The sequence below is a fragment of the Burkholderia sp. GW821-FHT14F03 genome (genome assembly GCF_058803765.1).
Map to the genome: position 1 here is coordinate 16,841 of NZ_JBXAPG010000053.1, position 18,871 is coordinate 35,711.

Genomic DNA, 18,871 nt, shown 5'->3' on the forward strand with positions numbered 1-18,871 from the left:
GTCTAGAATAGCGGTTTTCCTCCAGCCTGTTCCGCCGTGATCCGTTTCAGCCAGTTCAGCCTCGCCCGCGGCACCAAGCCGCTCTTCGACGCCACCACCTTCACCCTCAACCCGGGTGAAAAAGCCGGCCTGATCGGCGCCAACGGCGCGGGCAAGTCGACCTTGTTCGCCGTGTTGCGCGGCGAGTTGCATCCGGACGGCGGCGATCTGTCGCTGCCGCCGTCGTGGCGGATCGCGCACGTGTCGCAGGAAACCCCCGCCGTCGATCGCAGCGCCCTCGACTACACGCTCGACGGCGACGCCGCGCTGCGCGCGATCGAGGCGCGCATCGCGCAGGCCTCGGCCGCGCACGACGGCGCGGCCGAGGCCGAGGCGCACGCGGCGTTCGCCGATGCCGACGGCTACACCGCGCCGGCGCGCGCCGAGGCCCTGCTGCTCGGGCTCGGCTTCACGCTCGCGCAAACCCGCGAGCCGGTCGCGAGCTTCTCGGGCGGCTGGCGGATGCGTCTCAATCTCGCGCAGGCGCTGATGTGCCGCTCGGATCTCCTGCTGCTCGACGAACCGACCAATCACCTGGATCTCGACGCAATCGTCTGGCTCGAAGACTGGCTGCACCGCTACGCGGGCACGCTCGTCGTGATCTCGCACGACCGCGAGTTCCTCGACGCGATCTGCAACGTCACGCTGCACCTCGAGAACCGCCAGGTGAAGCGCTACGGCGGCAACTACTCGCAGTTCGAGGTGCTGCGCATGCAGCAGCTGACGCTGCAGCAAAGCGCCTACGAGAAGCAGCAGAAGACCATCGCGCATCTGCAGAGCTTCGTCGACCGCTTCAAGGCGAAGGCGAGCAAGGCCAAGCAGGCGCAGAGCCGGGTCAAGGCGCTCGAGAAGATGGAGCTGATCGCGCCCGCGCATATCGCGTCGCAGTTCACGTTCGAATTCCGCACGCCGAACGCCGCGCCGAATCCGATGATGGTGATGGAGGACGTGCGCTGCGGCTATCACGCCGACGACGGCGCCGAGATCCCGATCGTGGAGCGCGTCGCGCTGTCGATCCAGAACGGCCAGCGCATCGGGCTGCTCGGCGCGAACGGCCAGGGCAAGTCGACGCTGATCAAGACCCTCGCCGGCACGCTCGCGCCGCTCGGCGGCCTGGTGCGCGAGGGCAAGGGTTTGACGATCGGCTATTTCGCGCAGCACCAGCTCGAAACGCTGCGCCCCGACGATTCGCCGCTCGCGCATCTCGCGCGGCTCGCGCCGGATACCCGCGAACAGGAATTGCGCGACTTCCTCGGCAGTTTCAATTTCTCGGGCGAGATGGCGACCGCGTCGATCGCGCCGTTCTCCGGCGGCGAGAAGGCGCGGCTCGCGCTCGCGCTGATCATCTGGCAAAAGCCGAACCTGCTGCTGCTCGACGAACCGACCAACCACCTGGATCTCGAAACGCGCCACGCGCTGACGATGGCGCTCGCGCAATTCGAGGGCACGCTGATCCTGGTCTCGCACGATCGTCACCTGCTGCGCGCGACGACCGACCAGTTCATGCTGGTCGCGCAGCACCGGCTGCAACCGTTCGACGGCGACCTCGACGACTACCGCGACTGGCTGCTCCAGCATGCGGCCGAGCAGCGCGCGGCCGCGCGCAACGACGCCGCATCGGACAACGCGACGCCCGGGATCAACCGCAAGGACCAGAAGCGCCTCGAAGCGGAAACGCGCCAGCGCCTGTCACATCTGAAGAAACCGTTGCAGACGCGGATCACGAAGCTCGAGAAGGAAATGGAAAAGCTCAACGCGGAGAAGGCGACGCTCGACGCCTACGTCGCCGATCCGGCGAGCTACGCGGCCGAGCAGAAAACGCGCCTGACCGAGGCGATCCGGACGCTCGGCGACCTCGGCAGCCGGCTCGAAACGCTCGAAGCCGAATGGCTCATGGCCCACGAGGAACTGGAACAGATCGGTTGATCGATGCGCGCGGCGCACCGCGCCGGCATCAGCGGCGCGGCAGGGTCTCGCGCGGCATCTGCTCGTCGTCGGGCATCAGATAGCGCCGCCCTTCCACCGGCTGACGCATCGTCGCGGCGACCTCCGCCTCGGTGACGTTCTCGGCGACCACGCGGCGCGCGATCCGTCCCTCTTCGTCGACCCATTCGATGATCCGGCAGCCGCCGCCCCATGGCGGGCGGATCGGCTCGGACACCCGGCAGCCGCGCACGTTGTAGCGATGCGGCTGCAATCCCGCTTGTTCAGTCCGTTTCAACGCAGTTCCCTTCGCCGCACGATGCGGCCGATCATCGAAATCAGCATAGGGAAAAGCAACGGCGGCCGGGTTACGGCCGCCGTCAGAATGGTTACGCAGGATTACGTCCGGAAGCGGGCGCGCGTCATTCGAGCGTGCGCACCTGCTCGATCGCCTGCTCGATCCGCTCGACCGCGAGCACCCGCAACCCCTCGATCGGCTGCTTCGGCGCATTGGCCTTCGGGATCAGCGCCGCCGTGAAGCCCAGCTTGGCCGCCTCGCGCAAACGCTCCTGGCCGCGCGGCGACGGCCGGATCTCGCCCGCGAGCCCCACTTCGCCGAACACGATCAAACCCTTCGGCAGCGGCTTGTTGCGCAGCGACGAATGGATCGCGAGCAGCACCGCGAGGTCGGCCGCCGGCTCGGTGATCTTCACGCCGCCGACCGCGTTCAGGAACACGTCCTGGTCGAAGCACGCGATGCCCGCGTGCCGGTGCAGCACCGCGAGCAGCATCGCGAGCCGGTTCTGTTCGAGGCCGACCGCGAGCCGGCGCGGATTCGGCACGTTCGCGGTGTCGACGAGCGCCTGCACCTCGACCAGCAGCGGCCGCGACCCTTCCTGCGTGACCAGCACGCACGAGCCCGGCACCACCTGCTCGTGCTGCGACAGGAACAGCGCGGACGGATTCGCGACACCGCGCAGGCCGCGCTCGGTCATCGCGAACACGCCCAGCTCGTTGACCGCGCCGAAGCGGTTCTTGAACGCGCGCACCAGCCGGAACGACGAGTGCGTGTCGCCCTCGAAGTACAGCACCGTATCGACGATGTGTTCGAGCACGCGCGGGCCGGCCAGCGCGCCTTCCTTGGTCACGTGGCCCACCATGATGATCGCGGTGCCGGACTGTTTCGCGATGCGCGTCAATTGCGCCGCGCATTCGCGCACCTGCGCGACCGAGCCCGGCGCCGAGGTCAGCGCCTCGGAATAGACGGTCTGGATCGAGTCGATCACCGCGACGTCGGGACGCTCCGCGTCGATCGTCGCCTGGATCTTCTCGAGCTGGATCTCGGCGAGCAGTTTCAGGTCCGCCGCATCCGCGCCGCCGTCGAGCAGCGCGAGCCGCTGCGCGCGCAATGCAATCTGCGCGGCCGACTCCTCGCCGCTGATATAAAGCGTGCGCCGCTCGCTCGCGATCTGCGCGAGCGATTGCAGCAGCAGCGTCGACTTGCCGATCCCGGGATCGCCGCCGATCAGCACGACCCCGCCCGGCACCAAGCCGCCGCCCAGCACGCGGTCGAATTCGCCGATGCCGGTCGAGAAGCGCGGCACGTCGGCCGCCTCGATGTCCGACAGCCGCTGCACGGGCGCGCTCTTCGCGAGCGCCTGGAAACGATGCGAGGACGGCGCTTCGGGCACGCTCTCGACGAGCGTGTTCCACGCCTGGCACGACGGGCACTGCCCCTGCCATTTCAGCGACTGCCCGCCGCACTCCGTGCAGACGTAGACGGTTTTCTGTTTCGCCACGCGCGCGCCCTTATTCCGCGCGCACCGGCACGCGCTGCGCGACCGCGCACATCAGCTCGTAGCCGACCGTGCCGCACTTCGCGGCGACGTCGTCGATCGGCAGCGCCGGCCCCCACAGCTCGACGCGCGAACCCACGCCCGCCTGCGGCACCGGCGTCAGGTCGACCGTCAGCATGTCCATCGACACCCGCCCGACGATCCGCGTGCGCACGCCGTCGACGATCACCGGCGTGCCTTCCGGCGCGACGCGCGGATAGCCGTCGGCATAGCCGCAGGCGACCACGCCGATGCGCATCGTTTCATGCGCCGAAAAAATCGAGCCGTATCCCACTGTCTGGCCCTTTCCAAGCATCTGCACGGCGATCAATTCGGACGACAGCGTCATCGCGGGCTGCAGCCCGGTGCCCGCGAGGTCCGCGGACTGCCCGGACGGCGCGGCGCCGTACAGGATGATGCCGGGCCGCACCCAATCGAAGTGGGTCGACGGATGCCACAGCACGGCCGCCGAATTGGCGAGGCTGCGCGCGCCGGCGATCCCTTCCGCGCCGCGCTCGAAGGTCGCGACCTGCTCGGCCACGCCGCGCTCGCCGTCGGCATCGGAGAAATGGGTCATCAACGTGATCTGGCCGATCCCCGGGCAGGCGCGCGCGCGCTCCCAGGCGGCGCGGTATTTCTCCGGCGTGTAGCCGAGCCGGTTCATCCCGCTGTTCATCTTGAGCTGGATGTTGACGGGCTTCGACAGGCGCGCGGTCTCGAGCATGCGCATCTGCTCGTCGTTGTGCACCGAGGTGGTCAGGCTGTAGCGGTCGATCACATCGATGTCGGTCGAACGGAAGAAGCCTTCGAGCAACAGGATCGGACCCGCCCAGCCCAGTTCGCGCAGCTTGACGGCCTCGTCGAGGTCGAGCAGGCCGAAGCCGTCGGTGCCGCGCAGGCCCGGGAAGACCCGGGCGAGACCGTGGCCGTAGGCATTGGCCTTGACGACGGTCCACACCTTCGAGCGGGCGGCGTAGCGGCGGACGACGGAGAGATTGTTCGCGAGGGCGGCGGTGTGAATCGTGGCGGAAATCGGGCGCGGCATAGGAAATTTTCGTAAAGACGCTTGCGAATCATCAGCTTAACGCGTCTCGTGGACGCGGGTCCGATCATTCACGGAACGATCGGGGGATCTTGCTAGTCCGAATTGACGTATTTTCATGATATAAAGCCGTGCGCACAACCCATTTTGAACGGAATAAGTCCGATTGCGCGGCCACCACGGCCGAGCCGCAGCGAGGAAAGCATCGCTACAGATGAAAAAAGGTTTTTACTCCATCATGGCCGCGCAGTTTTTCTCGTCGCTGGCCGACAGTGCGCTTCTCATCGCCGCAATCGCCCTGCTGAAAGACCTCCACGCGCCGAACTGGATGATACCGCTGCTCAAGCTGTTCTTCGTCCTGTCCTACGTCGTGCTGGCTGCCTTCGTCGGCGCGTTCGCCGATTCGCGTCCGAAGGGGCGCGTGATGTTCATCACCAACTCGATCAAGGTGGTCGGCTGCCTCGTGATGCTGTTCGGCGCGCATCCGCTGATCGCGTACGGCATCGTCGGCTTCGGCGCGGCCGCCTACTCGCCCGCCAAGTACGGCATCCTGACCGAACTGCTGCCGCCTGACCGCCTCGTCGCCGCCAACGGCTGGATCGAGGGCACCACGGTCGGCTCGATCATCCTCGGCACCGTGCTCGGCGGCGCGCTGATCAGCCCGCACATCGCCGCGCATGTGATCGCGCACACGCCGCCGTCGATCAACACGCCCGCCGAGGCGGCGATGCTCGTGATCATGGCCATCTACGTGATCGCCGCGCTGTTCAATCTGCGGATCCCCGACACCGGCGCGCGCTACCCGCGGCAGGAGCACGGGCCGATCAAGCTCATCACCGATTTCGCCGATTGTTTCATGACGCTCTGGCGCGACAAGCTCGGCCAGATCTCGCTCGCCGTCACGACGCTGTTCTGGGGCGCGGGCGCGACGCTGCAGTTCATCGTGCTGAAGTGGGCCGAGGTGTCGCTCGGCATGTCGCTGTCCGAGGGCGCGATCCTGCAGGCGGTGGTCGCGATCGGCGTGGCGGCCGGCGCGATGGTCGCCGCGAGCCGGATCCCGCTGCGCAAGTCGCTGAGCGTGCTGCCCGTCGGCATCATGATGGGCGTCGCGGTGATGATGATGGCGTTCTACACGCGCGACCTGTTCCCGTCGAACTGGGTCGTCCATCTCGGCCACCTGCGGGTGCCCGTCCACCTGATCGTCGCCTATGTGTTCCTGATGGTGGTGGGCGCGCTGTCGGGCTTCTTCGTCGTGCCGATGAACGCGCTGCTCCAGCATCGCGGCCACGTGCTGCTGTCCGCCGGCCACTCGATCGCGGTGCAGAACTTCAACGAGAACCTCTCGGTGCTCGTGATGCTGTGCCTGTATGCGGTGCTGGTCTGGCTCGACGTGCCGGTCGGCATCGTGATCGTGCTGTTCGGCACCTTCGTGTGCCTGACGATGTGGCTCGTGATGCGCCGCCATGTCGCGAACCAGCGCCAGTTCGACTCGGTCGCGCTGATCGGCGAATCGAAACACTGAGGCCGCGCCGCGCGCCCCCGCTGCACTCGGCGCGCCCCGTTCCTTTTTACCGCGCCGCGCGCCCCCGCGCCGGCGCGCCCCATCCATGACCCGATCCATTCCCCATGCGCTGACCATCGCCGGTTCCGATTCCGGCGGCGGGGCCGGCATCCAGGCCGACCTCAAGACCTTCTCGGCGCTCGGCGCCTATGGCGCGAGCGTGATCACCGCGCTCACCGCGCAGAACACCCGCGGCGTGACCGCGGTCCACGCGCCTGACGCGGGCTTCGTCACCGCCCAGCTCGACGCGGTGTTCAGCGACATCCGCATCGACACGGTGAAGATCGGCATGCTCGCGAACGCCGCGATCACGTGCGCGGTCGCCGACGCGCTCGAGCGCTATCGGCCGCGCCACGTGGTGCTCGACACCGTGATGATCTCGAAGAGCAACCATGCGCTGCTCGCGCCCGACGCCGTGGAGGCGCTGCGCGACCGGCTGCTGCCGCTCTCGGACCTGGTCACGCCGAATCTGCCGGAAGCCGCCGTGCTGCTCGGCGTCGCGCCCGCGCACGACGAAGCGGAGATGGTGCGCCAGGGCGAGGCGCTCGTCGCGCGCGGCGCGCGGGCGGTGCTGATGAAAGGCGGCCATCTGCCGGCGACGCAGGACAGCCCCGACTGGCTCGTGCGGGCCGTCGACACGCGGCGCTTCGACGGCCCGCGCCTGGCCGTCGCCAACACGCACGGCACCGGCTGCACGCTGTCGTCGGCGATCGCCGCCCTGCTGCCGCAACGCGACGGGCTCGCCCCGGCGATCCGCGACGCGAAGCAGTACCTGACCGCGGCGATCGCCGCGAGCGGGCAGCTCGACATCGGCCACGGCGTCGGCCCGGTGCATCACTTCCACGCGTGGTGGTGACGCGCGTTAAAGCACGGCCGCCGCGAATGCCGTTGCCTGCCCGGGCCACGCGTCCGGCACGATGAAGCCGCGCGCGCGTTCGACCCAGGCGCCCTCGGCGTCAGGCCCGAGCACGGCCACGAGCGACGGCGCGGCCTGCCCGCTCACGCGCTCGAGCAACGCGGACGCGTGCATCCCTTCCGCCTCCGCCTGCGCCGCCTCGATCCGGCGCGGCGCGAGCCATGCAAGACGCGGCAGCACGATCCAGCGCGACGCGTCGCGCGCCTCGGCTTGAAGCGACGCGCGCCAATCGGCGTGCGTGATCCAGAATCCGCGCGGATGCCCCGCGTGCAGCACCGGCGGGTCGTTCACCGGCGACGCCAGCCCCACCCGCGCGGCGCGGTAGAACAACCAGCCCTTCACCAGCATCTGCGCCTGCCAGGGTCCCGCGTGGCCCAGCGCGGCGAATGCGGCGAGATGCGTCAGCCGCAGCTGGTGCTCGACCAGCTTGCGCCGCTTCAGGTCGAACCGGTCGGCGAGATTCGGACCGACGAAGTCCGCGAGCGCCGCCGTCCCCGCCTCCGCCGCGCACAGATAGCATTTGACCGCGAGTTCCCAGTGCAGGCGCGCGCCGTCCATCGTTTCGAGCAGGAAATCGCATTCGCCGAGCGTGCGCCCGTGGCTGCGCAGCGGCAGGTTCGCCGCGACCAGACGCCAGCCGGGCGCATGCGCGGCGAAGAAACCGATCAGTTCTTCCGCGTAGCGCCCGAGCCGGGTCGGACGCGCGTGCGCGAGCGCTCGATGCAGCGCGTCGGGCTGCCGATCGAGCGCCGCGAGCCATGCGCCGAGCGCAGCCGGACCGGCGGACGGCGCGGCCGGTTGCGCGAGCGGCACGTCCGGCGTCGCGGCGAAGAGCGGCGCGCTTTCCAGCAACCAGCCGAGATCGCGCACCGCCGGGTCGCGCAACGTGCGCCAGCCCGCGGGCGCGGCCGCGCTCATCGGTCGCCGGCGGGCGCCGGCGCGCGCTGGTAGGTGTCGCGCGCGAGGCACAGGTCGGCCCAGGCCTTGGACTTGTCCTGCAGGCTGCGCAACAAATAGGCCGGATGGTAGGTGACGATCACCGGCACGCCCTCGTACGTATGCACGCGGCCGCGCAGCGAGGCGATGCTCGCGTCGCTCTTCAGCAGCGTCTGCGCGGCGAAGCGGCCGAGCGCGACGATCAGCTTCGGCTTCACGAGCGCGACCTGACGCTGCAGGTACGGCTCGCAGCGCGCGACCTCGTCCGGCTCCGGGTTGCGATTGCCGGGCGGCCGGCACTTGATCACGTTCGCGATGTAAACGTTCTCGCCCCGCTTGAGCGCCAGCGCCTGCAGCATGTTGTCGAGCAGCTTGCCCGCCTGGCCGACGAACGGCTCGCCCTGCTTGTCCTCGTTCTCGCCCGGCGCCTCGCCGACCAGCATCCAGTCCGCTTCGCGATCGCCGACCCCGAACACCGTGTTGGTGCGCTTCTCGCACAGCTTGCAGTCCCGGCAGGTCGCGACGCGCGCACTGAGCGCGTCCCAGTCGAGCGCCGCCACCGACGACGCGGACACGACCGGCGCGGCGGCGTCGGACGGCGCGCCCGGCAGGGACGGCTCGAACCCCGGTTCGAGATCGAACCACGACATGTCTTCATCGGGCGCGTCGGGTGACACCTGCGCGACGGCCGGCGCCGCGCGCGGCGCGGCCTCGTTGCGCGCCCGGTCCGCGTCCGGCGAAGCGCTGCGCGCGGGCGGCGGCGCTTGCGCCGCATCGAGCGCGGACGATGCGCGCGCATCGATCTCGATCGCGCCGGGCGACGCGACAGCGGCCTGCGCCGTCGTCGCGTCGCCTTCCGCGCGCGCACCGCGCCTCACCCACCTGGGCGCGAGCCCCAGTTCCTCGAGTGCCGACTCAACCCACGCCATGCGCGCCTCCTTCGTTCGTCAAGGTAAGACGCATCACGATCGCGTCCTCCCGGCCGTGAAGCCGGGCCGGATAATAATTCTTGCGCCGGCCGACCGTCGCGAAGCCGAAGCGCTCATACAGCTGCAGCGCGCGCGGATTCGACGGCCGCACTTCCAGCAACACACCGTCGAGACGCTCGGCGCGCGAAATCCGCACCACTTCGCGCAGCAGCGCGAGACCCGCGCCCGAGCGCTGCACCGAAGGCGCGACGCACAGATTGAGCAGATGCATCTCGTCGACGACCGGCATCAGCACGCAATAGCCGACGAGCGTGCCCGTCACATGCCGCATGCACACACCGAAATAGCCGTTGCGCAACGAATCCTCGAAGTTGCCGCGGGTCCACGGAAATTCGTACGCGACGCGTTCGATCGCGACCACTTCGTCGAGATCGGCGTCGGTCATCGGCGACAAGTAGCGGTCGGCGAGCAACACGCCGCTCATCGGCCGCCTCCGCCCGCGCGCGCCGCGAGCCGTTCCGCGGTGGTCTGCGCGACCTTGTCGCGCACATAGTCGGGCGCCGCCTGGTCGGCGGGCACGACCCGGCCGGCGCGATACGCGCGCCAGGCGAGATGCGCGATCGGCAGCGCGTGCGGCAGCGCGCGCGCATCGATCGCCTGCGCGCGCGACGCGGCCGGCAGACGCGCGCCGAACGCCGCGGCGGCATTGCCGGCCAGCGTGAACGGCGCGTCGGGCGCGGGCACGGCCGACGGCGCGTCGAGCGACGCCGGGTGTTCGGTGCGCCAATCCTGGCGCGCCTCGTCCCAGGCGTAATCGGCCCAGTAGACCTCGTCCATGCGCGCGTCGAGCGCGGCCAGCACGCGTGCGGGCGCGGCGCCCGCCGGCGCGTTCAGGCGCGCATGCTCGGCGCACGCGAGCAGCGTGCCGACCGGCACGACCGGCAGCGCACACCCGAACGCGAGCCCCTGCGCGACGCCCGTGGCGGTGCGCAAGCCCGTAAACGAACCCGGCCCCGCGCCGAACGCGATCGCCGCGCAGGCCGCGAGCGTGAGCCCGGCCTCGTCGAGCAGCTCGCGCACGGCGGGCAGCACCCGCGTGCTCGAGACCGCCCCGGTTTCGTCGTGGCGCACCCAGGTCTGGAAGGAAAACGAGCCGTCGGCCGTCGCGGCCGCGCTCAGCAACGCGACCGAACAAAACTCGGTCGACGTGTCGATGGCAAGAAGCACTGTTTGTGTCATGGCCGACATTGTAATGCGAGGCCCCGCCCGCACAGGCGTTCCGTCCCGATTCGCGGCGCGCGGCGCGCGCGCCGCGGTTTGGAAGAAACGCTCGACCCGCCATCGCGCCCCGCTTGCTAAGATCGCCCCACCTTGAAACCTTACGGAGACACCCGATGAGCGACATCACCGTTCAATTCAACCAGGCCCAGGAAGACGTCAAGCAACTGTCCGAGCGCCCCGGCAACCTGACGCTGCTGCGCCTCTATGCGCTCTTCAAGCAGGCCACCGACGGCGACGTGCACGGCGACAAGCCCGGCTTCACCGACATCGTCGGCAAGTACAAGTACGACGCTTGGGAGGCGCTCAAGGGCACCTCGCAGGACGCCGCGAAGCAGCAATACGTCGAGCTGGTCGAGTCGCTGAAGAACGGCACGGCCTCCTGAGCCACACCGATCGCACCGGAAACCTGCCCTTATCCGCAGTCAAATCCCTGGTAAGTGGTGCGATCGGCACAACAAAGGACTGGCGCAGCGCAGCAAAAATCCTTATAATGCGCGCTGCGTCACACCTTAAGCGGCCCGAAACCGCCCCTTTCTGTCTGACGTCCCGTAGCGTTTAGCTCCAATCCAGTTTAGAACCTGTCCCCTCCTGCCTAGGCCCCACGGGCCGTCTTGTATCAGGCTGGCGGCAGCGCCCAAGGAGGCGCGCCGCATCCGAAACAGCTTCTAACGAAAAGCCCGCATGGCAGTCCGCATGCGGACGATGTCTCGTTTCCCGATTTGCTCGATCAATCCGACGACTTGGGTATGCGCGATTGGCGCCGACGTTTCACCCACTGTGTGTGTATCAAGGATTGTTAATGACTTCGAGCAACCTCTCCAGCCCGCTGAACGCGATCGTCGACGACGTGCTTGCCCTCGACTCCGCCGCGCCCGCCGTGGCAGCGCCCGTCGAGGCCGCGCCGGCCGACGCCGCGCCGGACACGAGCGGCCCGACCTTCGCGTCGCTCGGCCTTTCGCCGGAAATCGTGTCGGCACTGGAAGCCGCCGGCTACGCCAAGCCGACGCCCGTGCAGGAGCGCGCGATTCCGGCCGGGATCGCCGGCCGCGACCTGCTGGTATCGAGCCCGACCGGCTCGGGCAAGACCGCTGCATTCATGCTGCCGGCAATCGAGCGCTTCGCCCAGCTGGCGCAACAGCCGCGCGCCCCGCGCGAGCCGCAAGGCGCTGCGCGTGGTGCGCGCCGGCCGCAGCCGGTCGCCCGCCCGGGCCTGCTCGTGCTGACGCCGACCCGCGAACTCGCGATGCAGGTGACGACGGCCGCGTCGACCTATGGCCGCCATCTGCGCCGCCTGCGCACGGTCAGCATCCTCGGCGGCGTCGCCTACGGCCAGCAGCTGATGCTGCTCGCGAAGAACCCGGAAATCCTGGTCGCGACGCCGGGCCGCCTGCTCGACCACCTCGAGCGCGGCCGTATCGACCTGTCCGAACTGAAGATGCTGGTGCTCGACGAAGCCGACCGGATGCTCGACATGGGCTTCATCGACGACATCGAGACGATCGTCGCCGCTACGCCGGCCACCCGTCAGACCATGCTGTTCTCGGCCACGCTCGACGGCAAGATCGGTTCGCTGACGGGCCGCCTGCTCAAGGATCCGGAGCGGATCGAGATCGTCCAGCGCCTGGAATCGCGCACGAACATCGCGCAGACCGTCCACTACGTCGACGACCGCGACCACAAGGATCGCCTGCTCGATCACCTGCTGCGCGACGACGCGCTCGACCAGGCGATCATCTTCACGGCGACCAAGATCGACGCCGACCAGCTGGCCGGCCGCCTCGCGGACGCGGGCTTCGAGTCGGCCGCGCTGCACGGCGACCTGCCGCAGGGCGCGCGCAACCGCACGATCCGTGCGCTGCGCGAGCGCCGTGTGCGCGTGCTCGTCGCGACCGACGTCGCGGCGCGCGGGATCGACATCCCCGGCATCACGCACGTGTTCAACTACGACCTGCCGAAGTTCGCGGAAGACTACGTGCACCGGATCGGCCGTACCGGCCGCGCCGGGCGCTCGGGCATCGCGGTGAGCCTCGTGCACCACGCCGAACAGGGCGCGCTCAAGCGCATCGAGCGCTTCGTGCGCACGCCGCTGCCGGTCAACGTGGTCGAGGGTTTCGAGCCGCGCAAGGCGCCCCCGCGCAACGATCGCGGCCCGAGCCGCGGCCGTCCGGGCGGCGGCAACGGCGGTCGACGCTTCGGCGGCAAGCCGGGCGGCAGCCGTGAAGGCTACGGCGCACGCCAAGGCCAGGGTTATGGCGGCGGCAACGGCGGCGGCAACGGCGGCGGCTGGAGCGGCAAGCCGGGCAATGGCGGCGGCAAGCCTGCCGGCGGCAGCCGCGAAGGCTACGGCGGCGCACGCCGTGAAGGCAGCGGCGGCGGTTACCGCAGCAGCGGCCCGCGTCGCGGCAACGCGTCGTAAGCCTCGCATGCGGGCCACGCGCCCGCATCGCCCCTCCCCGAACCGGCGCCCAGGCGCCGGTTTTTTTTGCCCGCGCCCGAAATATCACGATGTGAAAAAATCTTTTGTGTCGTAAAAAGCATGCTGCGTGGCACAACCATGTGGATTGCAGGATGGGAAAGGCCGTTCCTCATCATGAAATGCAATATATAAGCCTTTGTTTTAACTCATCTATATTTTTCTGAAGTTCCACCTTCAAGCCCTGTCTTCGCTCCGTCGATTTGCCTAGACTCTTATACAAGAGTTCACGAAACGGAATGCCTCCGCCCCACCCGCCGCTTCGTGGCCACCGGATTCGCACCCCCCTTCTTCAGGCAACGACCACACAAGGAGCACACCATGTCGCGTCAACAACAGGTTCAGGAACTGCAACAGCAATGGGACACCGACCCGCGCTGGAAGGGCGTCACCCGCAACTACAGCGCCGAGGACGTGGTGCGCCTGCGCGGCTCCACCCCGATCGAGCACACGCTCGCCAAGCGCGGCGCGGAAAAGCTGTGGGCGCAAATCAATAGCGAGCCGTTCGTCAACGCGCTCGGCGCCTTGACCGGCAACCAGGCCATGCAGCAGGTCAAGGCCGGGCTCAAGGCGATCTACCTGTCGGGCTGGCAAGTCGCGGGCGACGCGAATCTCGCCGGAGAAATGTATCCGGACCAGTCGCTCTATCCGGCGAACTCGGTGCCGCAGGTCGTCAAGCGCATCAACAACACGCTGACCCGCGCCGACCAGATCCAGTGGTCGGAAGGCAAGAACCCGGGCGACGAGGGCTACGTCGACTTCTTCGCGCCGATCGTCGCGGACGCCGAGGCCGGCTTCGGCGGCGTGCTGAATGCGTTCGAACTGATGAAGGCGATGATCGAGGCCGGCGCGTCGGGCGTCCACTTCGAAGACCAGCTCGCCTCCGTGAAGAAGTGCGGCCACATGGGCGGCAAAGTGCTCGTGCCGACCCGCGAAGCCGTCGCCAAACTGACCGCGGCGCGTCTCGCGGCCGACGTGTCGGGCACGCCGACCGTGCTGGTCGCGCGCACCGACGCCGAAGCGGCCGACCTGATCACCTCGGACATCGACGACAACGACAAGCCGTTCCTGACCGGCGAGCGCACCGTCGAAGGCTTCTTCCGCACCCAGCCGGGCCTCGGCCAGGCGATCTCGCGCGGCCTCGCGTACGCGCCGTACGCCGACCTGATCTGGTGCGAAACCGGCAAGCCGGACCTCGAGTACGCGAAGCAGTTCGCCGAGGCGATCCACAAGCAGTTCCCGGGCAAGCTGCTGTCCTACAACTGCTCGCCGTCGTTCAACTGGAAGAAGAACCTCGACGACGCGACGATCGCGAAGTTCCAGAAGGAACTCGGCGCGATGGGCTACAAGTTCCAGTTCATCACGCTGGCCGGCTTCCATGCGCTGAACTATTCGATGTTCAACCTCGCGCACGGCTATGCCCGCACCCAGATGAGCGCGTTCGTCGAACTGCAGCAGGCCGAGTTCGCCGCCGCCGACAAGGGCTTCACCGCGGTCAAGCACCAGCGCGAAGTCGGCACCGGCTACTTCGACGCCGTCACGCAGACGGTCGAGCGCGACGCGTCGACCACCGCGCTGCACGGCTCGACCGAAGACGAACAGTTCTTCGACGGCAAGAAGGTCGCGTAACGCGGCGCGGCGCGCTCGCGAAACTGGCGATCAGGGAGAAGATGGGCCTGCCGCGCACCGCGAGGCAGGCCGCGCGCGGCGGCGTCGAGCGCCGCGCAGGACAGCGCGCCGGCTTGCCCGGCGCGCGTCGCTTGGTGCGCGGGCCCGCGTCCCGCGCACCCTACCGATAGACGATCACCGGGATTTTCGTATGGGTCAGCACCCGCTGCGTCTCGCTGCCGATCAACAGGCTGCCCAGCCCGCGCCGGCCGTGCGAGGCCATGAAAATCACGTCGCAACCGCCCCGCTCCGCCGCCTCGATGATGCCGAGGTAAGGCGACGGATGCACGCTCGTGCAGCTGTCGAACACCACCCCCGCCTGCCGCGCCGCGGCCTCGACCTCGTCGAGATGCGTGCGCGCCTCGCGTTCGCTGCGTTCGCGAAAATCGGCGGGCGGCTCGATCACCACCTCGGAGAACGGCGAGTACGGATATTGCGGCAGACACGCATAGGCGGTCACGCGCGCGCGGACCGTCCGCGCGAGATCGATCGCACCGTCGATCGCCTTCTTCGACAGATCGGATCCATCGGTCGGAACCAGGATGTGCTTGAACATGGCGGCCTCCGTCGGCGGCAACACAGCGCCCGCGCGGCAATCGCGCGCGTCGCGCCGCCGGGCACCCTGCCTAGCTTGATTGTAGTGCGCGAAAGCCGGCCGTCGGCCGCGCCAGAGGGTTCGCCCTCATATCGGAAACGCGCGCCGGCGCCGGACTCAACCCCAATAGCCCGGTTGTTCGTACGTATGCTTCAGAAAATCGAGGAACAGCCGCACCCTCAACGGCAGATGGCGGCGCTGCGGGAACACCGCGTGTATGCCGATCGGCGGCGCCGCGAAGGCGTCGAGCACGGTGACGAGACGGCCCGCGGCGATGTCCGCGCCGACTTCCCACCACGAGCGCCACGCGAGGCCGTGGCCGTCGAGGCACCATTCGTGCAGCACCGCGCCGTCCGAGCACTCCATGGTGCCGGCCACGCGGATCGACACGATCTTGCCGTCCTCCTGAAAGGTCCAGCCACGCTGCTGGTTCGCGTTCGCGGCGAGCGCGAGGCAGTTGTGGCGCGGCAGTTCCGCGAGCGTCGCCGGGGTGCCGGTGCGCGCCAGGTACGCCGGCGAACCGACGCAGACCCGGCGGTTCTCGCCGAGCTTGAGCGACACGAGCGACGAATCGGGCAGCTCGCCGAGCCGCACCGCGCAGTCGAAGCCTTCGTTGACGAGATCGACCATGCGATCGGACAGATCGAGCGTGATCGACACGTCCGGGTGCGCGGCGGTGAAATCGGGCGCGAGCGGCGCGACGTGCCGGCGCCCGAACCCCGCCGGCGCCGACACCCGCAGATGCCCGCTCGCCTTGACGCCGCCCGCCGACACGCTCGCCTCCGCGTTCTGCATGTCGTGGATGATGCGCTGGCAATCCTCGAGGAACGCCGAGCCTTCGAAGGTCAGCGTCAGCTTGCGGGTCGTGCGCACCAGCAGCTTCACGCCGAGCCGCTCTTCAAGCGCGTCGAGCCGGCGTCCGATGATCGCCGGCGCGACGCCCTCGGCGTGCGCGGCGGCCGACAGGCTGCCCTTCGCGGCCACGGCGGCGAAGGTTTCGATTTGCTTGAAACGATCCATGCGGCGAATGAACGGTATACGCCGTCCGTGAAGAAGTCAGCGATGACGCGCTAGATTAGGTATATGAAAGTAAAAGATCAAGTGATGATTAGCGTCTTTTTTATCTCAGTCCATCACCAATACAATCAACCCTGACCTCTGATCACGGAGCGCAAGGCTATGTCGGCCACAACGACACTCTCCCCGAAGGCCATCCTGTTCGACGCGTACGGCACGCTGTTCGACGTGCACGCGGTCGTCGCCGCGGCGGAGCAGCTGTACCCCGGCCACGGCGAGCGGCTGTCGCAGCTGTGGCGGCGCAAGCAGATCGAATACACCCAGCTGCGCACGCTCGCCGACCCGGGCGGCGCCCGTTACCGGCCGTTCTGGGACATCACGCGCGACGCGCTGCGCTTCGCCGCGCGCGCGCTCGGCCTCACGCTGTCGGGCGCGGCTGAAAAGCGCCTGCTCGACGACTACGCGTGCCTGTCGACCCATCCCGACACCGTGCCCGCGTTGCGTGCGCTGCGCGCGCTGCCGGCGCAGCCGCGCCTCGCGATCCTGTCGAACGGCGACCCGCGCATGCTCGACATCGCGGTGAAGAGCGCCGGCATGAACGGCCTGTTCGACCGTGTGCTGTCGGTGGACGCGGTGCGCGCGTACAAGCCGTCGCCGCTCGCCTACGCGCTCGGCACCGCGGCCTTCGACGCCGCGCCGCGCGAGATCGTGTTCGTCTCGTCGAACGGCTGGGACGCCGCAGGCGCCGGCTGGTTCGGCTATACGACGTTCTGGCTCAATCGCGCGGGCGCGCCGTTCGAGGAACTCGACGCGCCGCCCGACGGCAGCGGCCCCGGCATGGCCGACCTGCTCGCCTTCCTCGCCGCCCCGGCTCCCGCCGGCAGACCGGCCGGCCGGCCGCGCCCCAGCCCGGGCGCGTGAGCCGGCAGGACTGCCCCCATTCCCAACCCTTTACCGCAAACCGCAACTGACCGACCAAGGAGAGACACATGAGCATTACGCTGAAGCTGCCGCAAGGCATGGCGATCACGGGCGAACTGAAGCCCGGCTACGACGCGATCCTGACGCCCGAGGCGCTCGAACTCGTCGCGCAGCTGCACCGCGCCTTCGAGCCGCGCCGCCAGGCCCTCCTGAAGGCGCGCGCCGAACGCACCCAGCGTCTCGACGCGGGCGAACGTCCGGACTTCCTCGCCGCCACCCAGGCGGTGCGCGACGCCGACTGGCAGGTCGCGCCGCTGCCCGCCGACCTGCAGTGCCGCCGCGTGGAAATCACCGGTCCGGTCGAGCGCAAGATGATCATCAACGCGCTGAACTCGGGCGCGGACTCGTACATGACGGACTTCGAGGATTCGAACGCGCCGAGCTGGACCAACCAGATCGACGGCCAGATCAACCTGCGCGACGCGGTGCGCCGCACGATCTCGCTCGAGCAGAACGGCAAGTCGTACCGGCTCAACGACACGATCGCGACGCTGATCGTGCGCCCGCGCGGCTGGCATCTCGACGAGAAGCACGTGACGGTCGACGGCCAACGCGTGTCGGGCGGCATCTTCGACTTCGCGCTGTACCTGCTCCACAACGCGAAGGAACTGATCGCGCGCGGCTCGGGCCCGTACTTCTATCTGCCGAAGATGGAAAGCCACCTCGAGGCGCGCCTGTGGAACGAGATCTTCGTCGCCGCGCAGGAAGCGGTCGGGATCCCGCGCGGCACGATCCGCGCGACGGTGCTGATCGAGACGATCCTCGCCGCGTTCGAGATGGACGAAATCCTGTACGAACTGCGCGAGCACAGCTCGGGCCTGAACGCGGGCCGCTGGGACTACATCTTCTCGGCGATCAAGAAGTTCAGGAACGACCGTGATTTCTGCCTCGCCGACCGCGCGAAGATCACGATGACGGTGCCGTTCATGCGCGCCTACGCGCTGCTGCTGCTCAAGACCTGCCACAAGCGCAACGCGCCCGCGATCGGCGGCATGAGCGCACTGATCCCGATCAAGAACGATCCGGAAGCGAACGACAAGGCGATGGCCGGCGTGCGCGCCGACAAGGCGCGCGACGCGACCGACGGCTACGACGGCGGCTGGGTCGCGCACCCGGGCCTCGTGCCGCTCGCGATGGAGGAGTTCGTCAAGGTGCTCGGCGACAAGCCGAACCAGATCGGCAAGCAGCGCGACGACGTGAAGATCGAGGGCAAGAACCTGCTCGACTTCCAGCCGGAAGCGCCGATCACCGAGGCCGGCCTGCGCAACAACATCAACGTCGGCATCCACTACCTCGGCTCCTGGCTTGCGGGCAACGGCTGCGTGCCGATCCACAACCTGATGGAGGACGCGGCCACGGCCGAGATCTCGCGTTCGCAGGTGTGGCAATGGATCCGCTCGCCGAAGGGCGTGCTCGACGACGGCCGCAAGGTCACCGCGGATCTCGTGCGCGAGTACGCAAAGGTCGAGCTCGGCAACGTGAAGCAGGTCGTCGTGGGCGACACGCAGCCGTACGAGCGCGCGGCCGCGATCTTCGAGCAGATGTCGACGTCGGAGAACTTCACCGAGTTCCTGACGCTGCCGCTCTACGAAGCGATCTGACGGATCGCGCGGGCCGCCCGGCCCGCCACGGAAAAAGGCGCCGCAAGGCGCCTTTTTCATGGTCCGGCGAGCGC

17 protein-coding genes are annotated in these 18,871 nt (G+C 68.7%); 8 read left to right on the forward strand and 9 right to left on the reverse strand.

What is annotated here, in order from left to right; translation table 11 throughout:
* Nucleotides 1-36 precede the first annotated feature (36 nt).
* The gene (locus AC1RQF_RS27975; RefSeq protein ID WP_274002468.1) at nt 37-1,965 is read left to right on the forward strand and encodes an ATP-binding cassette domain-containing protein; all 1,929 of its coding nucleotides are present in this window, start codon (nt 37-39) and stop codon (nt 1,963-1,965) included.
* A gap of 28 nt (nt 1,966-1,993) precedes the next feature.
* Here AC1RQF_RS27975 and AC1RQF_RS27980 read toward each other — a convergent pair whose 3' ends face one another.
* The 3 genes from AC1RQF_RS27980 to alr form a co-directional block, all read right to left on the reverse strand.
* The gene (locus AC1RQF_RS27980) at nt 1,994-2,260 is read right to left on the reverse strand and encodes a DUF2866 domain-containing protein (protein ID WP_274002466.1); all 267 of its coding nucleotides are present in this window, start codon (nt 2,258-2,260) and stop codon (nt 1,994-1,996) included.
* A 124-nt stretch (nt 2,261-2,384) separates the two neighbouring features.
* Nucleotides 2,385-3,761, reverse strand: coding sequence for a DNA repair protein RadA (gene radA, locus AC1RQF_RS27985; protein WP_274002465.1), 1,377 nt, complete (start codon nt 3,759-3,761; stop codon nt 2,385-2,387).
* Nucleotides 3,762-3,771: 10 nt separating this feature from the next.
* Entirely contained in the window at nt 3,772-4,842 is a 1,071-nt protein-coding gene (gene alr, locus AC1RQF_RS27990; RefSeq protein WP_274002464.1) for an alanine racemase, read from the reverse strand.
* Nucleotides 4,843-5,053: 211 nt separating this feature from the next.
* Here alr and lplT point away from each other — a divergent pair, with 211 nt between their 5' ends.
* Both lplT and thiD read left to right on the forward strand, forming a co-directional pair.
* Complete coding sequence (gene lplT, locus AC1RQF_RS27995) at nt 5,054-6,361, forward strand: lysophospholipid transporter LplT (RefSeq protein WP_492873432.1); 1,308 nt, start codon at nt 5,054-5,056, stop codon at nt 6,359-6,361.
* 85 nt (nt 6,362-6,446) lie between these two features.
* Nucleotides 6,447-7,256 carry a bifunctional hydroxymethylpyrimidine kinase/phosphomethylpyrimidine kinase gene (gene thiD, locus AC1RQF_RS28000; protein WP_492873433.1) on the forward strand — a complete coding sequence of 270 codons (810 nt, stop codon included), beginning with the start codon at nt 6,447-6,449 and terminating at the stop codon, nt 7,254-7,256.
* 6 nt (nt 7,257-7,262) lie between these two features.
* Here thiD and AC1RQF_RS28005 read toward each other — a convergent pair whose 3' ends face one another.
* Genes AC1RQF_RS28005 through tsaB form a run of 4 tightly spaced genes read right to left on the reverse strand, consistent with a single transcriptional unit; the run spans nt 7,263 to nt 10,429 of the window.
* Nucleotides 7,263-8,234 carry a DUF1853 family protein gene (locus AC1RQF_RS28005; protein WP_274002461.1) on the reverse strand — a complete coding sequence of 324 codons (972 nt, stop codon included), beginning with the start codon at nt 8,232-8,234 and terminating at the stop codon, nt 7,263-7,265.
* Nucleotides 8,231-9,181: a uracil-DNA glycosylase gene (locus tag AC1RQF_RS28010; protein ID WP_274002460.1), complete on the reverse strand. Its 951-nt coding sequence runs from the start codon at nt 9,179-9,181 to the stop codon at nt 8,231-8,233. The genes AC1RQF_RS28005 and AC1RQF_RS28010 overlap by 4 nt, the downstream gene beginning before the upstream one ends.
* The gene (gene rimI, locus AC1RQF_RS28015) at nt 9,168-9,665 is read right to left on the reverse strand and encodes a ribosomal protein S18-alanine N-acetyltransferase (RefSeq protein WP_274002459.1); all 498 of its coding nucleotides are present in this window, start codon (nt 9,663-9,665) and stop codon (nt 9,168-9,170) included. The genes AC1RQF_RS28010 and rimI overlap by 14 nt, the downstream gene beginning before the upstream one ends.
* A complete protein-coding gene (gene tsaB / locus AC1RQF_RS28020; protein WP_492873434.1) occupies nt 9,662-10,429 on the reverse strand; it encodes a tRNA (adenosine(37)-N6)-threonylcarbamoyltransferase complex dimerization subunit type 1 TsaB in 768 nt (255 codons plus the stop codon). The genes rimI and tsaB overlap by 4 nt, the downstream gene beginning before the upstream one ends.
* Before the next feature lie 146 nt (nt 10,430-10,575).
* Here tsaB and AC1RQF_RS28025 point away from each other — a divergent pair, with 146 nt between their 5' ends.
* The 3 genes from AC1RQF_RS28025 (at nt 10,576) to aceA (ending at nt 14,564) form a co-directional block, all read left to right on the forward strand.
* Complete coding sequence (locus tag AC1RQF_RS28025; RefSeq protein WP_274002457.1) at nt 10,576-10,845, forward strand: acyl-CoA-binding protein; 270 nt, start codon at nt 10,576-10,578, stop codon at nt 10,843-10,845.
* A 416-nt stretch (nt 10,846-11,261) separates the two neighbouring features.
* Nucleotides 11,262-12,878, forward strand: a complete 1,617-nt coding sequence (locus tag AC1RQF_RS28030; protein WP_274002456.1) for a DEAD/DEAH box helicase — start codon at nt 11,262-11,264, stop codon at nt 12,876-12,878.
* A gap of 378 nt (nt 12,879-13,256) precedes the next feature.
* Nucleotides 13,257-14,564, forward strand: coding sequence for an isocitrate lyase (aceA, locus tag AC1RQF_RS28035; protein WP_274002455.1), 1,308 nt, complete (start codon nt 13,257-13,259; stop codon nt 14,562-14,564).
* A 160-nt stretch (nt 14,565-14,724) separates the two neighbouring features.
* Here aceA and AC1RQF_RS28040 read toward each other — a convergent pair whose 3' ends face one another.
* Nucleotides 14,725-15,159 carry a universal stress protein gene (locus AC1RQF_RS28040; RefSeq protein WP_274002454.1) on the reverse strand — a complete coding sequence of 145 codons (435 nt, stop codon included), beginning with the start codon at nt 15,157-15,159 and terminating at the stop codon, nt 14,725-14,727.
* A 156-nt stretch (nt 15,160-15,315) separates the two neighbouring features.
* Complete coding sequence (locus tag AC1RQF_RS28045) at nt 15,316-16,218, reverse strand: LysR family transcriptional regulator (RefSeq protein WP_492873435.1); 903 nt, start codon at nt 16,216-16,218, stop codon at nt 15,316-15,318.
* A gap of 159 nt (nt 16,219-16,377) precedes the next feature.
* Here AC1RQF_RS28045 and AC1RQF_RS28050 point away from each other — a divergent pair, with 159 nt between their 5' ends.
* Together AC1RQF_RS28050 and aceB are read left to right on the forward strand one after the other, a co-directional pair.
* Entirely contained in the window at nt 16,378-17,136 is a 759-nt protein-coding gene (locus AC1RQF_RS28050) for a haloacid dehalogenase type II (RefSeq protein WP_274002451.1), read from the forward strand.
* Between the two features lie 68 nt (nt 17,137-17,204).
* The gene (gene aceB, locus AC1RQF_RS28055) at nt 17,205-18,797 is read left to right on the forward strand and encodes a malate synthase A (protein ID WP_274002449.1); all 1,593 of its coding nucleotides are present in this window, start codon (nt 17,205-17,207) and stop codon (nt 18,795-18,797) included.
* The last annotated feature ends 74 nt before the right edge of the window (nt 18,798-18,871 follow it).

Bases quoted from the DNA above. Each gene is read 5' to 3' on its own strand.
- alr (WP_274002464.1), bottom strand. From the start codon at position 4,842: ATGCCGCGCCCGATTTCCGCCACGATTCACACCGCCGCCCTCGCGAAC.
- lplT (WP_492873432.1), top strand. From the start codon at position 5,054: ATGAAAAAAGGTTTTTACTCCATCATGGCCGCGCAGTTTTTCTCGTCG.
- thiD (WP_492873433.1), top strand. From the start codon at position 6,447: ATGACCCGATCCATTCCCCATGCGCTGACCATCGCCGGTTCCGATTCC.
- AC1RQF_RS28005 (WP_274002461.1), bottom strand. From the start codon at position 8,234: ATGAGCGCGGCCGCGCCCGCGGGCTGGCGCACGTTGCGCGACCCGGCG.
- AC1RQF_RS28010 (WP_274002460.1), bottom strand. From the start codon at position 9,181: ATGGCGTGGGTTGAGTCGGCACTCGAGGAACTGGGGCTCGCGCCCAGG.
- rimI (WP_274002459.1), bottom strand. From the start codon at position 9,665: ATGAGCGGCGTGTTGCTCGCCGACCGCTACTTGTCGCCGATGACCGAC.
- tsaB (WP_492873434.1), bottom strand. From the start codon at position 10,429: ATGTCGGCCATGACACAAACAGTGCTTCTTGCCATCGACACGTCGACC.
- AC1RQF_RS28025 (WP_274002457.1), top strand. From the start codon at position 10,576: ATGAGCGACATCACCGTTCAATTCAACCAGGCCCAGGAAGACGTCAAG.
- AC1RQF_RS28030 (WP_274002456.1), top strand. From the start codon at position 11,262: ATGACTTCGAGCAACCTCTCCAGCCCGCTGAACGCGATCGTCGACGAC.
- aceA (WP_274002455.1), top strand. From the start codon at position 13,257: ATGTCGCGTCAACAACAGGTTCAGGAACTGCAACAGCAATGGGACACC.
- AC1RQF_RS28040 (WP_274002454.1), bottom strand. From the start codon at position 15,159: ATGTTCAAGCACATCCTGGTTCCGACCGATGGATCCGATCTGTCGAAG.
- AC1RQF_RS28045 (WP_492873435.1), bottom strand. From the start codon at position 16,218: ATGGATCGTTTCAAGCAAATCGAAACCTTCGCCGCCGTGGCCGCGAAG.
- AC1RQF_RS28050 (WP_274002451.1), top strand. From the start codon at position 16,378: ATGTCGGCCACAACGACACTCTCCCCGAAGGCCATCCTGTTCGACGCG.
- aceB (WP_274002449.1), top strand. From the start codon at position 17,205: ATGAGCATTACGCTGAAGCTGCCGCAAGGCATGGCGATCACGGGCGAA.